The organism is Pseudomonas sp. CFBP 13710 (assembly GCF_014842235.1).
In the GTDB taxonomy this organism is placed as follows: domain Bacteria; phylum Pseudomonadota; class Gammaproteobacteria; order Pseudomonadales; family Pseudomonadaceae; genus Aquipseudomonas; species Aquipseudomonas baltica.
In genome coordinates, this window is sequence record NZ_JACYVJ010000001.1 from 28,315 (window position 1) to 42,067 (window position 13,753).

At 61.3% G+C, this 13,753-nt stretch carries 14 protein-coding genes; 5 read left to right on the plus strand and 9 right to left on the minus strand.

Going from position 1 to position 13,753, the window contains the following annotated elements; all coding sequences use genetic code 11:
• Positions 1–12: 12 nt before the first annotated feature.
• Complete coding sequence (gene gcvA, locus IFT44_RS00165; RefSeq protein ID WP_192054302.1) at positions 13–930, minus strand: transcriptional regulator GcvA; 918 nt, start codon at positions 928–930, stop codon at positions 13–15.
• 337 nt (positions 931–1,267) lie between these two features.
• On the opposite strand from gcvA, the gene IFT44_RS00170 reads away from it, so the two are divergent.
• Both IFT44_RS00170 and IFT44_RS00175 read left to right on the plus strand, forming a co-directional pair.
• On the plus strand, positions 1,268–2,218 hold the full coding sequence (locus IFT44_RS00170; protein WP_192175200.1) for an AraC family transcriptional regulator: 951 nt from the start codon (positions 1,268–1,270) through the stop codon (positions 2,216–2,218).
• A gap of 240 nt (positions 2,219–2,458) precedes the next feature.
• On the plus strand, positions 2,459–4,153 hold the full coding sequence (locus tag IFT44_RS00175) for a GMC family oxidoreductase (protein WP_192175201.1): 1,695 nt from the start codon (positions 2,459–2,461) through the stop codon (positions 4,151–4,153).
• Positions 4,154–4,200: 47 nt separating this feature from the next.
• On the opposite strand, the gene IFT44_RS00180 is transcribed toward IFT44_RS00175, so the two are convergent.
• Positions 4,201–4,620 (minus strand): organic hydroperoxide resistance protein, encoded by a 420-nt coding sequence (locus IFT44_RS00180; protein WP_192054306.1) that lies wholly within the window; start codon positions 4,618–4,620, stop codon positions 4,201–4,203.
• 177 nt (positions 4,621–4,797) lie between these two features.
• Positions 4,798–5,466: a TetR/AcrR family transcriptional regulator gene (locus tag IFT44_RS00185; protein WP_185793615.1), complete on the minus strand. Its 669-nt coding sequence runs from the start codon at positions 5,464–5,466 to the stop codon at positions 4,798–4,800.
• A 112-nt stretch (positions 5,467–5,578) separates the two neighbouring features.
• Between IFT44_RS00185 and IFT44_RS00190 the strand changes: the two genes are divergently transcribed.
• Complete coding sequence (locus IFT44_RS00190) at positions 5,579–6,784, plus strand: MFS transporter (RefSeq protein ID WP_192057350.1); 1,206 nt, start codon at positions 5,579–5,581, stop codon at positions 6,782–6,784.
• Positions 6,785–6,848: 64 nt separating this feature from the next.
• On the opposite strand, the gene IFT44_RS00195 is transcribed toward IFT44_RS00190, so the two are convergent.
• Complete coding sequence (locus IFT44_RS00195; protein ID WP_192102251.1) at positions 6,849–7,703, minus strand: SDR family oxidoreductase; 855 nt, start codon at positions 7,701–7,703, stop codon at positions 6,849–6,851.
• An 85-nt stretch (positions 7,704–7,788) separates the two neighbouring features.
• Here IFT44_RS00195 and IFT44_RS00200 point away from each other — a divergent pair, with 85 nt between their 5' ends.
• Complete coding sequence (locus IFT44_RS00200; RefSeq protein ID WP_192102250.1) at positions 7,789–8,202, plus strand: winged helix-turn-helix transcriptional regulator; 414 nt, start codon at positions 7,789–7,791, stop codon at positions 8,200–8,202.
• 13 nt (positions 8,203–8,215) lie between these two features.
• Here IFT44_RS00200 and IFT44_RS00205 read toward each other — a convergent pair whose 3' ends face one another.
• The 5 genes from IFT44_RS00205 to IFT44_RS00225 all read right to left on the minus strand — a co-directional run bounded on the left by IFT44_RS00205 (position 8,216) and on the right by IFT44_RS00225 (position 13,063).
• Entirely contained in the window at positions 8,216–8,545 is a 330-nt protein-coding gene (locus IFT44_RS00205) for an ArsR/SmtB family transcription factor (RefSeq protein ID WP_122478642.1), read from the minus strand.
• A gap of 55 nt (positions 8,546–8,600) precedes the next feature.
• Complete coding sequence (locus IFT44_RS00210) at positions 8,601–9,725, minus strand: alkene reductase (RefSeq protein WP_122478640.1); 1,125 nt, start codon at positions 9,723–9,725, stop codon at positions 8,601–8,603.
• A gap of 90 nt (positions 9,726–9,815) precedes the next feature.
• Complete coding sequence (locus tag IFT44_RS00215; protein ID WP_192102249.1) at positions 9,816–10,778, minus strand: DMT family transporter; 963 nt, start codon at positions 10,776–10,778, stop codon at positions 9,816–9,818.
• Positions 10,779–10,885: 107 nt separating this feature from the next.
• On the minus strand, positions 10,886–12,001 hold the full coding sequence (locus IFT44_RS00220) for an SMP-30/gluconolactonase/LRE family protein (RefSeq protein ID WP_192102248.1): 1,116 nt from the start codon (positions 11,999–12,001) through the stop codon (positions 10,886–10,888).
• A 165-nt stretch (positions 12,002–12,166) separates the two neighbouring features.
• Positions 12,167–13,063 (minus strand): LysR family transcriptional regulator, encoded by an 897-nt coding sequence (locus IFT44_RS00225; protein WP_192175202.1) that lies wholly within the window; start codon positions 13,061–13,063, stop codon positions 12,167–12,169.
• Positions 13,064–13,165: 102 nt separating this feature from the next.
• On the opposite strand from IFT44_RS00225, the gene IFT44_RS00230 reads away from it, so the two are divergent.
• Positions 13,166–13,660, plus strand: coding sequence for a (R)-mandelonitrile lyase (locus IFT44_RS00230; RefSeq protein WP_446730929.1), 495 nt, complete (start codon positions 13,166–13,168; stop codon positions 13,658–13,660).
• Positions 13,661–13,753 lie beyond the last annotated feature (93 nt).

Genomic DNA, 13,753 nt, shown 5'->3' on the forward strand with positions numbered 1-13,753 from the left:
ATGAGCAAAACCTCATGGGACATCACGATCGTAGGCCAGTTGTGCTTGCGTTGACTGTTCGCTCAACCACTTCCGGAATGAAACTACGTGGGGTTGGGTTTCGATACCTTTCGGGCAGACGAAGTAGTACGCCACTGGCGAGGGGAATGGCACCTCGAAGAGCCTGACGAGGCTGCCATCGGCGATCTGTGACTCGACGTGGCCGCTGCGAACCAGAGCAATGCCTTGTCCCAGCAGGGCAGCGTCAACGGTCATGTTGGTGTCGGCGAACCGGACATTTTCCTTGAGCGTGGAAATGCTCAGGCCGACGTGCTGGAACCACACTTCCCACCGTGGTACCAGATCGTTTCCGTCACGGGTCAGCAGCGGGTAGCGCAGCAGCTCGCCAGGGTGCTGCGGCAGCCCGAAGCGCGCGAGCAAGGCAGGGCTGGCGACGGGGAAGATATGTTCACGGAACAGAAACTCGGAATAAAGGCCGGGGTAGTTACCGGTGCCCAGGCGGATCGCAACGTCAGGGTCGGTGCCGGAGAACTTGATTGCCGTATCGGTGGTGTCCAGCGTCACCAATATGTCCGGGTGCTGCTGGGCCAGACTCGGCAATCGCGGCAGCAGCCACTTCAGTGCGTAAGAGTAGGTGGTACTGACCTTGAGCCGAACTCTTCCCTTATGCTCCCTCAGTTCGGCGAGCATCGCCTCCAGGTCCGCGAAAAAACCACGGACGATGGGCGCCAGAGCCGCTCCGGCGGGTGTCAGGGTGAGCGACTTGCCCCGTTCGAACAGCTTCAACCCCCACAGATCCTCCAAGTGCCTGAGCTGATGGCTGACGGCGCTTTGGGTTACATGCAGTTCTTCGGAGGCCGAGGTGAAGGTGGCATGCCGCGTTGCCACTTCGAAGGCGCGCAGGCTGGCGGTTGGTGGCAGGTCTTTCATGGCAGGCTCATGGCTGATGAACAAGCGGGCAATATGAGTGAATACTCATGATAGGTGTCTGGCGGACGCGCATCAATCCACAGTCAGAGACTGTTGGACAGGGATGCCGCGAGCGAAACCGTTGGTAACAGACAGTACGACGGGCCGTCCTCAAGCCTGGTTACAGCCTTTGTTGGCATCGTCTGCGTATCGGGCATCATCACGCAATTTGGTCGCGGTTCACCAAGAAGATGGACCCGCAGTTGGACAAAGAGCGTAACCTGCCTCTGATTCCCGTCTCGTTGCCCACGGGGTGGGCCGAGATACAGAGCGTGAAACCTGACCCGAGATCGCCACCATGCCGCCAAGACGCTTCGACGCTCACGACATGGACTTCGATCTGGGCCCAGACGATGCCGCCAACTGGTCCGAGGTGATGCTCGAACACCACGGGCTCTACTGCCGGCTCGACGAAGCCCGCTCGAAAGGTTCGACATCGAGAAGTTGGACCTTGGGCCACATCGGTCTGACCCAGGCCGACCTGGCGTGCGTCGTGCTGGCGCCGGTGGGCGAGGAGCGCTCCTCGTGGCAGGGCGATTGGCTGTACTTGAAGCTGATGACGCAAGGGCATGTCGACATCGAGGAAGCCGGGCAGCAGCACCGATTCGATGCCGGGAGCATGTTTTTCATCGATCCCGAACGGTCTTTTCAAGAGTCTTTCACTGAACGCGCCCAGATGACGGTGCTGCGTATTCCCAAGAGCAATCTGCGCGAACGCGGGCTCAGGCATTCCCTGCCCAGGCCGGTGATTACCGATTCGAGCTCGGCCGACACGCGCGCCGCCCGCGCCCTCATTCACTGCATCGCACAGCAACAAGTAGCGCCCAGTCCTGTGATTCGCGATCTGATGGGTCGACAACTGCTGGAGTTGATCGACGCGTTATTGGGTGCTCCGGGGGACAAGGCTACTTCGCGCAGTGCGGAAGTCGTACTGCTGCGGGCCCGCCGCTACATCCACACAAGCCTGGCGCACACCGGGCTGGACACTTCGGCGATCGCCGCCGCCGCGCACGTATCGGTCAAGCACCTGCAACACGTGTTCAGAAGCCAGGGCACTACCGTCATGGGCCATGTCTGGCACGTTCGGCTGCAACAAGCGCAGCGCCTGCTGAGCGCCAGACAGACGCTCACCCCCAGCGCTCAGGAAGTCGCCTGGCAATGCGGATTCGCGACCGCCGCCCATTTCAGCCGGGCCTATCGCGCCGAATTCGGCATTTGCCCCTCGCAGGTCCGAGCCAGTACTCGCTGAACGCCTTCTCTTTGAGCCCACTCTTCAAGTGCAATCGGAAAGCGCCTTCCAGGCAAGCAGCAAGCGCCGCCCGGGTAACAGGTCGGGGTTCTTCACGCCCTAGAATCGGTCGTGTCTTCGCAGACAGATTGTTTCCCCGGCGGCTATGTCAGCGCCCTTGGTCGTACACCTGCACCTCCTTGCAATGGCTGGCAATGTCGTTCGTTGTCACCCGCTTGAGGGGTGTTCAAAGGCACCTACATGAACAGCTATACAAGCGCTATGCACACCGCAGACTTCTCGCGTCGTGTCGAACACAATCAACGTCAGTTGAAGGCCAGGCTGGCTGAGACCTATGACTACATCGTCTGTGGCTCGGGTACGTCCGGATCGGTGGTTGCCCGCCGCCTGGCGGAGAACCTCGACGTCAGAGTATTGCTGATCGAGGCCGGTGGCACGGACGAGGTGCCCAGTGTCACCGATGCCAGCCAGTGGTTCGTCAACCTGGGCGGCGAACGCGATTGGCAGTTTCAGGCACAACCGAACCCCCATCTCCATCATCGAGCCATTCCCCTGTCCATGGGCAAGGTGCTCGGCGGGGGTGCATCGATCAACGTCATGGTCTGGTCGCGCGGTCACAGCAGCGACTGGGACTATTTTGCCAGGGAGGCTGACGATCCAGCCTGGAACTACGCTTCGGCTCTGGCAACCTTTCGACGTATCGAAGACTGGCAAGGCGCACCGGATCCGCTGCGGCGCGGCACGGGAGGGCCGGTTTTCGTCCAGCCTGCGCCAGACCCCAATCCGGTTGCACCGGCCATGCTGCGCGCCGCCGTATCGCTTGGCCTGCCGGTCTACGACGATCAGAACGGCGCCATGATGGAGGGGCCCGGAGGCGCCGCGTTGGCCAATCTTTGCCTGGACGACGGCCGTCGCCGTTCGATCTTTCGCAGCTATGTGTACCCCTTGATGGCTCAGCCCAACCTGACCGTGCTGACTCATACTCATGTGCTGCGGGTGTTGCTGGACGGTAAGCGGGCGGTGGGGGTGGAGGTGCTTCACGAGGGCAAAGTCATCAGGTTGGGGGCTCGACATGAGGTCGTGCTGTCTCTGGGCGCCATCAATACACCCAAGGTCCTGATGCTCTCCGGAATCGGCGACACGCGGCAGTTGAACGCGCAGGGTATCGATGTGGTTCAGGACCTTCCAGGTGTCGGTCAGAACTATCAGGACCACATCATGGTTTCCGGGTGCATCTGGGAGTATGAGCGACCGCAGCCACCGCGCAACAACGCCGGCGAGTCGACGTTCTTCTGGAAAAGCGATCCATCCCTGGATGTCCCCGACATCCAGACTTTTCTCGCGCAAATCCCCATAGCCACGCCCGAGGCCCAGGCCATGTTCCAGCCACCTGCGGCTGCGTGGTCGCTGCTACCTGGGCTGGTGCGGCCCAAAAGCCGGGGCGCGATCACCCTGGCGAATGCCAATCCCATGGATGCGCCGCTCATCGACAGTGGCGCGCTGTCGGATCCCGAAGACTTGCAGGCCCTGGTGAGGGCAGTCGAGTTTTGTCGCGAGCTCGGCAACAGTTCGGCAATGGCACCGTTTGTACGGCGCGAAGTCATGCCGGGGGCCATGAGCCGCAAGGCGTTGGAGTCGTTCGTGCGCAATACGGCCTCGACCGTGTGGCATCAGTCCTGTACGGCCAAGATGGGCAGGGATGCCATGTCCGTAGTGGATTCGCAGTTGCGGGTCTACGGCATCAGCGGCCTGAGGGTGGCAGACGCCTCGATCATGCCGCGAGTGACCACCGGGAACACCATGGCGCCTTGCGTGATCATCGGAGAACGCTTGGGCAGTTTGCTGACCCAGACCGTGGAAGCCGAGCGCGAAACGACAAACGCCCGACCCACGGGTCGAGCGTTTGCCGTTCAAAGGGAGAGAGCCGTCGATTGACGGCCCGTTCGGCCTAGCCGAGGCAGCACTTCAGTCAGGCGAGTGATTCAGACGGTAACGTGCAGGCGAACCTCGATATTGCCGCGCGTGGCATTGGAGTACGGGCACACCTGGTGGGCAGCTTCGACCAGCGCCTGGGCATCGGCCTGTTCCAGGCCCGGCAGGTTGATGTTCAGGTCGATGTCCAGGCCGAACCCGCCGGGAATCTGGCCGATGCCCACCTGGGCAGTGATCGAGGTGTCGGCCGGGATGCTGCGTTTGTTCTGGCCGGCGACGAATTTCAGTGCACCGATGAAGCAGGCCGAATAGCCGGCAGCGAACAGTTGCTCGGGGTTGGTGGCTTCACCACCGGCGCCGCCCAGTTCTTTCGGCGTGGCCAGCGCCACGTCGAGAATCTTGTCGCTGGAAACGGCACGGCCATCACGGCCACCGGTGGCAGTTGCGGTTGCGGTGTAGAGAACGTTCATGGCTTTTTCCCATCGATGGCTGGAGGAGGTGCCGTCAGCCATGCATTCGCAAACTGACTGGCTGGGCTTAATCTATCGCGCTAATATTTAGTGCGCAAGATGTATTTCGTCATAAATGTAGTTTGTGTTGTGACGCTGGTTGCCAGGTGCCATGCCTGAAACTCGGCATGTCGCCGTTCAGTCGGATTTCCGTTCGCCAGGCTCGTCAGCGATACCGCCGCACTCACGGCCAATGCTCGCATTCAGGCTATCCCACAGCGCCATTATCTGATCGACCGCGGTGTCCAGCCTGGCAGCCGGCACACCGTCGCGCGCCAGGGTCGACAAGCCAAGCATGAAACTGTCGAACGTGGTGGCGAGCACCTCGGGGATCACCGTCTTCGTTAGTTCGCCAGTGCTGACGGCTCGCTCGACACACGCCACCAGACCGGCCCGGTTTACGTTTCTCGTACGCGCCAATGGCTCGGATATCGCCTTGCTTTCCTCGGAACATGCGCTCATGAGGCCCAGCGCGACCAGGCACCCTCTGGGGTGACCGGGCTCGCATTGCATTTTCGCCGAGCGGCGCAGAGTGAGCTCGATCGCCTTGCGCGGCGGGAGGGTCGTATCGAACAGGCTTTCGGTGACTCGACCATGGGTGTCGAGATAACGCTCGATCACCTCATGGAACAGCGCCTGCTTGGAGCCAAAAGCGGCGTAGAAACTGGGCGCACTGATGCCGCCCCCGATTCTGGCCTTGAGCTGGCTCAGCGAGGTGGCGTCGTAGCCATGCTCCCAGAACAGATGCATCGCTTGGGTGATTGCGGCATCACGGTCGAATGTACGCGGACGTCCCATCTGTGCCATGTCGAGTCTCCTTCTGCAAGACTTAGATACTAACCGATACATAAGTCGTTGACCACTGCACGCTATCGCCTTACATTTATACCGACCAGTATATAAATCGAAAGGGACAGGCATGACCACACATGAGCGACACAGCGAAAAGCTTCCGCTTGGCGCATTGCTGGCTTTGGCGATGACCGGTTTCATCTGCATCGTCACCGAGACATTGCCGGCCGGATTGCTGCCGCAGATCAGCAGCGGCCTGGACGTCTCGCCATCACTGGCAGGGCAGATGGTCACCGTCTATGCATTGGGTTCGCTGCTGGCGGCCATTCCGCTGACCATCGCCACCCAAAGCTGGCGACGCAGAACGGTGCTGTTGATGACGATCGTAGGGTTTCTGTTGTTCAACTCCATCACTGCATGGTCTTCCAACTATGAGCTGACCCTGGTGGCCAGATTTTTCGCGGGCGTCTCCGCGGGGCTGGCCTGGAGTTTGATCGCTGGCTACGCTCGACGCATGGTGGTACCGCGACTGCAGGGCCGTGCGCTGGCGGTGGCGATGATCGGAACGCCGATTGCCTTGTCGCTGGGCGTGCCACTGGGGACCTGGCTGGGCGGTTTCATGGGTTGGCGTATGGCCTTCGGATTGATGTCTGGAATGACCTTGGTATTGATCGTCTGGGTGCTGATTAAAGTGCCCGACTACCCGGGGCATTCATCCTCGCAGCGGATGGCGTTGCGCGAGGTCTTTTCCACACCGGGCGTGCGCCCGGTGCTGGGGGTGGTGTTCACCTGGATGCTGGCGCACAACATCCTCTATACCTATGTCGCACCTTTCGTTTCCAAGGCCGGGCTGGCGAATGACGTGGATCTGGTCTTGCTGTCCTTTGGTGTGGCAGCGCTGGTGGGCATCTGGGCCACGGGACGGCTGGTCGAAGATCATCTACGAAGAACAGTCCTGGTCAGTTTGGCCACCTTTGCGGCGGTCGCGGTCTTTCTCGGCGTGTTCTCGGCGTCGGCATTGGCCATCTATGTCGGCGTTGCGATCTGGGGGCTGACGTTCGGTGGTGCCGCGACGCTGTTGCAAACAGCGCTGGCCGACTCGGCAGGCAGAGGCGCTGACGTCGCGCTGTCGATGAATGTCGTGGTGTGGAACAGTGCGATAGCGGGCGGCGGGTTACTGGGTGGCGTGTTGCTGGGCCACTGGGGCGTGAGTTGCTTTCCCTGGGTGTTGCTGGTGCTGGTATTGATCAGTCTGGGCATCGCCGCGCAGGCTCGGGTGCATGGCTTCGTTGGAGGAACCAGGGCGTCTGGCCAGACGGTCAGTGGTCACTGATGCACGGGCTGGGCGAGCAGGGGGCGCCGCGCCTGGAACGCCCCCGTGACTCGGCCCTTCGAGCTCAGGGCTTCAAGGCAGCGCTGACGGACGGTGCAATCGGTGTCGTGGGGCGTCCCAACAGTTGGCTCAACTGCCGGCTGCCGTCGTACAGATCGCCCTTGGCAGCTGCTGCATCCGAGTCAGCCAGCATTGCCGCCAATTCATCGGGTAACCCAATGCTGACGAGGGTCTCTTTGTACTGCGCCTGCGGCAAGTCGTTATAGGCAACCGCCTTACCCGATTGCTGCGCCACTTCTGCGGCCAACTCAGTCAAGGTGTAGCTGTCGTCGCCGGCCAGTTCGTAGATCTTGCCGGCCTGGCCGTCTTGGGTCAGCACACTCGCGGCGGCCTCGGCGTAGTCCGCCCGAGCCGCCGAGGAGATTCGACCTTGCTTTGCGCTGCCCAGGATCGCGCCATGCTCGACAGCCGATGCGACGCTGGCGGTGTAGTTCTCGTTGTACCAGCCATTTCGCAAAAGCACATGGCTCAAACCGGATTCGGCCAGTGCCTGTTCAGTATCGCGATGCTCCGCTGCCAATCCCAATGTCGATGTGTCTGCGTGCAGCAAGCTGGTGTAGGCCAACAATGCCACGCCTTCTGCCTGCGCGGCGGCGATAACGGCGCGGTGTTGTGCACGGCGCTGTCCCACCTCGCTGGAGGAGATCAGCAACAGGCGGTCAACACCTTTCAACGCGCTGGTCAGGGTTTCAGGCTTGTTGTAATCCGCCGCTCGGATCTCGATGCCTTTGGCGCGCAGATCGGCTGCCTTTGCCGGGTCACGCACCAGCGCGATCAGCTCGGCGGGATTGACGGTTTTCAGCAGCGAGTCGAGGACCAGGCGGCCCAGTTGGCCATTTGCACCGGTAATAGCAATCATGGAAGCACCTTCGTTCGGGTTAGAGAGCGACCGATGCTAGAATAGAAGCTTACGAAAAGTAAGTACGTACATAAAGGTAAGTGCAATGGTTGATCTCGAATCCGCTTCTCACCGCTTCTCCGAGAAAGTCCGCCGCGGCGAAGTGCTGCAGGCCGATTGTCCGTCTCGGGAAATCCTCCAGCACATGACCAGTCGATGGGGCGTTCTGGTGATGGTGGTCTTGCTGGAAGGTACGCATCGATTCAGCGAACTGCGGCGCAAGATCGGCGGCGTCAGCGAAAAGATGCTCGCCCATACGCTGCAACGGCTGGAAGGGGATGGACTGGTGCTGCGCGTGGCCCGGCCAGTGGTGCCACCGTATGTCGAGTACAGCCTGACACCACTGGGGGCGGCGGCGGCTGCGAAACTGGAGATCGTCGTTGATTGGATCGAGGACAACCTGTCTGCAATCCTGGCATTCAGAAGGGCGCACGAACCGGGTGATGAAGGCCAGGCATGACTTCGGGCAGGCCCTATGAGCCCTGGGTGTCGACCTCAAGCTCGGTCAGCAAGCCTGACATCGCCTCCCTGAGTCGTTCTTCATTGCGCCGGTAGTAGGTCCACTTGCCAACCTTGCTGGCCTCGACGAACCCTTGGTCGAGCAAGGCCTTGAGGCAGATCGAGGTGGCCGGCTGCGAGAGGCCGGCCTTGTCCTGAATCAGGCTGGCACAGACGCCATGCACACTGAAATCGTACAGCTGGCTGTAGCCTTCGAACGAGCGATGCGGGTCCTTGAGCCAGGTCAGAACGGCCCGTCGCGTAGGGCTGGATAGAACCTTGAGTGCCTCGTTCAATGCCGTCATTTCGCTGCCTGACCCTTTTGACCGGCGGGAGTGATCCCGCCGAGGAGTGGCTATTTTAGGGCGTCGCGAAGGGATAGTCGACGTAACCCGTCTCACCACCGCCGTAAAGCGTGGCGTAGTCGACGGGATTGAGCGGCAGGCCCTGTTCGAATCGCTTCGGCAGATCGGGGTTGGCGATGAACGTGCGACCGAAACCAAACAGGTCGCCATGGCCGTCGGCAAGCACGCGCTCGGCCTTTTCCTGAGTGTAGCAACCCGAGTACATGATCGGCCGGGTGAACGTCTCGCGCAGCGCCTTGCGAAACGACTCGGGCAGTTCCGGGGCGTTGTCCCAGTCGGCCTCGGCAATGGACAGGTAACCGATACCCAGCTCATTCAACATGGCCGCTGCCTGGATGTAGGTAGCCTGCGGGTCGCTTTCTACCAGGCCCAGGTAGACGCGTTCCTCAGCGGTTGTCTCGAACAGCGGCGCAAAACGTACGCCGACACGCTCGCTGCCGAACACCGAGATCACCGCTTCGGTCACCTCGCGCAAGAAGCGCAGGCGATTGTCCAGCGAACCTCCGTATTCGTCGGTGCGAAGGTTGGTGTGTTCCGAGATGAACTGATTGAGCAGATAGCCATTGGCTGAATGCAGTTCGACGCCGTCGAACCCCGCTTCCCTGGCGTTGACTGCCGCGACGCGATACAACTCGACCAGCGCCTGGACCTCCGCAGTTTCCAGGGCCCTGGGCATGCTCGGATCGGCCAGCGCACCGGCGTCAGGACCGGTTTCGATGAAGACCTTCACGGCCGTTGCGCGAATGGCGGAGGGGGCGACGGGGGGCTGGTTGTCAGGTTGCAGGCTGTCATGAGACACGCGCCCGACATGCCAGAGCTGACAGAAAATCACTCCGCCTTGTTCATGGACGGCGCGGGTGACCTGCTGCCAGCCAGCGATCTGTTCCTGGCTGTAGATGCCTGGCGTCCAGGCATAGCCCTGGCCACGCGGCTCTATCTGGGTGCCCTCGGTGATCATGAACCCGGCGCTGGCGCGTTGCCGGTAATAGTCGCTCATCAAGGCATTGGGCACGTCCCCGGGCTGGGTACTTCTGGACCGCGTGAGCGGGGGCAGGGCAATCCGGTTCTTGAGGGTCAGGCCACCGAGTGTGAGGGAGGTGAACAGGCTGGAGTCGATCATTTCAGTTCCGTAGGACAACGAGAGTAACTTCACATTAACACATTCGAATGCGTTTATGTGATGCGTATCGATATCCATGAGAAGCACGCGCTAGCTCGCCTTGGATGCAACCCCAGGCACCTGCGCGCGCGTGACCAGCGCGATACCGACACACACCAGCACCAGGGCTGCCAGGTTCTTCCATTCGAAAATGCTCTCGCCGAGGAACATCGCCGACAGCCCGGCCCCGAACACCGGCACCAGGAACGCGAACACACTGACCCTGCCGACGGGGTTGTATTTGAGGAGCAGGCTCCACAGCGTGAACGCCACCGCTGACAGCAGGGCCAGATAGATGAGTAGCAGGGTCGACGTGGCTGTCATGTGACCCAGGGTTCCGCCGGTCGCGTACCCGCCCACAAGCAATGCCAGGCCACCAACGGCCAGCTGCCAACCCGTCATCACCATCGCATCCATGCGGTGGGAGACATATTTGCCATAGATGGACGCCGCCGACAGCACGAAAGCGGCGATCACGATGAAGCCCTCGCCGTGCACGGACGGCAAGGCATCGAGCGGACCCGCGCCGGCGTTCACCGTCAATACACCGGCAAATCCGAGCAGGCAGCCCACGCTCTTGCGCATGGACAGTTTGTCGTTGTGGTAGACGAAGTGCGCCAGCAGCACGCTGAAGAAGGTGGTGGTGGCATTCAGAATCGACGCGCGGACGCCCGTGGTGTAGGCCAGGCCAATGTAGAAAAACACGTATTGCAGCCCCGTTTGCACCAGACCCAGCAGGGCCACCTGGCCAAATGTGCGTGGGCTCAGGCGCAGGACAGGTTTGCCCATCATGACCGCCAGCAGCAACAGGCACAGGCCGGCCAGGAGGAAACGATAACCTGCGAAAATCAGCTTGGACGGCACGTCGTTCGGGGCAATCTGCAGCAGCTCGTAGCCGTTCTTGATCGCCGGGTAAGAGCTGCCCCAAAGGGCGCAACACAGGGTAGCCAAAAGCAATACGGTTCTGGGGTCGGAAAGAAACTGCGACACGGGACGCGTGGCGGATGCGTTCATGGGTGGCTCGTCAAAGGGTAGAAAGAAGGGCGTCGCCGCACATGCCTGTCTGTGCGGCTGGTTAGAGTTTGGCTACTGGGGAGCCTGTAGCGAGACCAGCCCGGTTGCTACGAGGTGAAAGTCGTTCCACGCGTGTTCACGAACAGCGAGTAGATCGAATGACTGCTGGCCATGAACAGTCGGTTGCCTTCCCGTCCGCCAAAGCACAGGTTTGCGCAGCGTTCTGGCAGCGAAATGTGTCCGATCGCCTTGCCTTGGGGGTTGAACACGCGCACGCCGTCCAGTTTTTCCAGGTCGGCCTTGGGATCGCCATTGCCGCCCCAGCCGCACCACAGGTTGCCTTCTTCATCACATTCGATTCCGTCGATGGCGGCGTAGTCGAGCCCCTCGATATGCTTGCGGCGCTCGCCAAGGGTGCCGTCGTCCTTGACCGCAATGGCCCAGACCAGGCGGTTGGGTTTGGCCCGGCCTTCGACGACGTACAGGGTTTTTTCATCGGGGGAGAAGCACAGGCCGTTGGGGCCATCGAGGTTGTCGATGACCCGAGTGACCTTGCCACTGTCGCCGTCGATGCGGTAAACGCCATGGGGTTGAACCGGCGTGACCTTGTGGCCTTCGTAGTTGTTGTGGGTCTGAAAAGGCGGGTCGGTGAACCAGATCGAGCCGTCGCTTCTACAGACGATATCGTTGGGCGAGTTGAAGGGCTTGCCATCGTAGCTGTCGGCCAGCACGGTGAGCGTTCCGTTGTATTCGGTGCGCGTGACCCGGCGACCCTCGGCAGTGGTGGTCGACCCTTCGCAGACCAGCAAACGCCCTTGGCGATCGCGGCACATGCCATTGGAAAAGTTGGCGTGCTCGCGGTACACGGAGAAGCCCTCGGTGACTTCGTCCCAGCGCATGATGCGATTATTGGGAATGTCACTGACCAGCAAGTAGCGGCCATCGCCCACCCAGACCGGGCCTTCTGCCCACCGCATGCCGGTGGCGAGCTTTTCCACGCTGGCGTTGAACACATGCAACGCCATGAAGCTATCGTCGAGGGCGTGAACCAACGGGTCGGGGTAGCGCGAGCTCAGTGGTTCGGCGGCATCCGACAGTTGGGGCAGGGCGGCGGCGCCCATTGTCGCCAGCGAGGCAGAGACGGCGAGGGACTTATGCAGGAAGCTGCGGCGGGTGTTGCCTTGAGCAGTGCGTTCAGGCAAGGCGGACAAGGTCGAGTCCATGTAGCGATCTCCGTGATCTTGTTTTTTTTTGGAGATGCAGTAATACCGCGTGATAAGACATCGTACAAGTACGGATGGACTATGCCGGTAGTGCGCCGGTGCAGCCTCGCCTCATATCCGATGTTGAGCGAGCGAGAAATCCACGAATACCCGCACCCTGCAGCATCAATCCACCCGATACCGCAACGCCTCGACCAGCAACGCAAACGCCGGCGACGCTTGCCTGCGGCTTGGGTAATACAAGTGGTACCCCGGGTGCCAGGGGCACCAGTCTTCGAGTACGACCTGCAGTTGCCCGCTGGCAATGTAGGGCGCAGCCATGTCGTCTGGAATGAAGCTCAAGCCGAACCCGTCCAGGGCGGCGTCGAGCAGTTGGTACGCGCCGTTGTAGATGACCTGTCCAGACACCCGCACGTTGAGGGTTTCATCGTCCTTTTCGAACTCCCACGCATACAGTCCGCCGTGAGTGGGCAGGCGCAGGTTGTTGCACAGATGGTTGGGCAGGCAGCGCGGTGTGACCGGGCGCTCGCGTCCGGCGAAGTAGGCCGGTGAACCCACCACGAGCATGCGCATGTCGGGACCGATGCGCGTGGCGATCATGCCATCGGCGACGGCCTCGCCCAGTCTCACGCCGGCGTCGAAGCCCTGGGCCGCGATGTCGACGAAGGTGTAGTCGCAACACACTTCTATCGAAATGTCGGGGTACTTGGGCAGGAAGGTTTTCAGCACCGGGCGCAAAACCAGTTCCAGAGCATGGTCCACGGCGTTGATGCGGATGTTACCGGCGGGACGGTCGCGCAGTTCGCTGAGTGCCGCCAGCGCAACTTCGATATCGGCGAAACTGGGGCCAACCGTGCTGATCAATCGCTGGCCAGCCTCGGTGGGGGATACGCTGCGGGTCGTGCGCGTCAGCAGTCGCAAGCCCAGGCGCGCTTCCAGGGCTCGCACCGTGTGGCTGAGCGCAGACTGCGAAACGCCAAGCTTGCCGGCGGCCTTGGTAAAGCTGCGCTCCTTGGCAACCGCGAGGAAGGCAAGAAGATCGTTGGCATTGTCGCGAAGCATTCATGAGTCCAGTTCATTTATCCATGCTGATTATAGTGGCTAATCAGACGGACATCTAACGGGTAGATTGGAGTTCTTCGGCAAAGCACAGGAAGATTCTTGGTGAAATCACTCGCAGCCGCCGCGCTCTCATTGTCCTTGTTAACGTTTGAAAGCAAAGGAGCCCAGCCCATGAATGGCACTCACTCCCTCAATGTCACCGTAACGCCCGCAGGCTCGCAGCCGTCCGCGGTCGGGCCCGCCGAGTACTTTACCGGCAAGGTTCGGGTCGATGCCCCATTCAAAGGCACCGACGGCGCTCGCATCGGCGGCGCCACGGTCACTTTCGAGCCCGGCGCGCGTACCGCCTGGCACACCCACCCGCTGGGCCAGACGCTGATCGTGACCGCAGGTGCCGGCTACGTGCAGCAGGAGGGCCAGGGCCGCCAGCTGATTCGCCCCGGTGATACCGTGTGGATTCCTCCCCAGGTGAAACACTGGCACGGCGCACGGCCCGATACTGGCATGAGCCATATCGCCATTGCCGAGGCACTGGACGGCAAGGTGGTGGATTGGCTGGAGCAGGTCAGCGATGCGGAGTACGGCCAGGCCCAGTGAGGCCAATGTCCAGCGTGCATTGGCAACAATCGCCCGTGCACCGAACGGCTGCTGACTGCAAACCCGACTTGCTATAAAATCGATGCCAAAGTG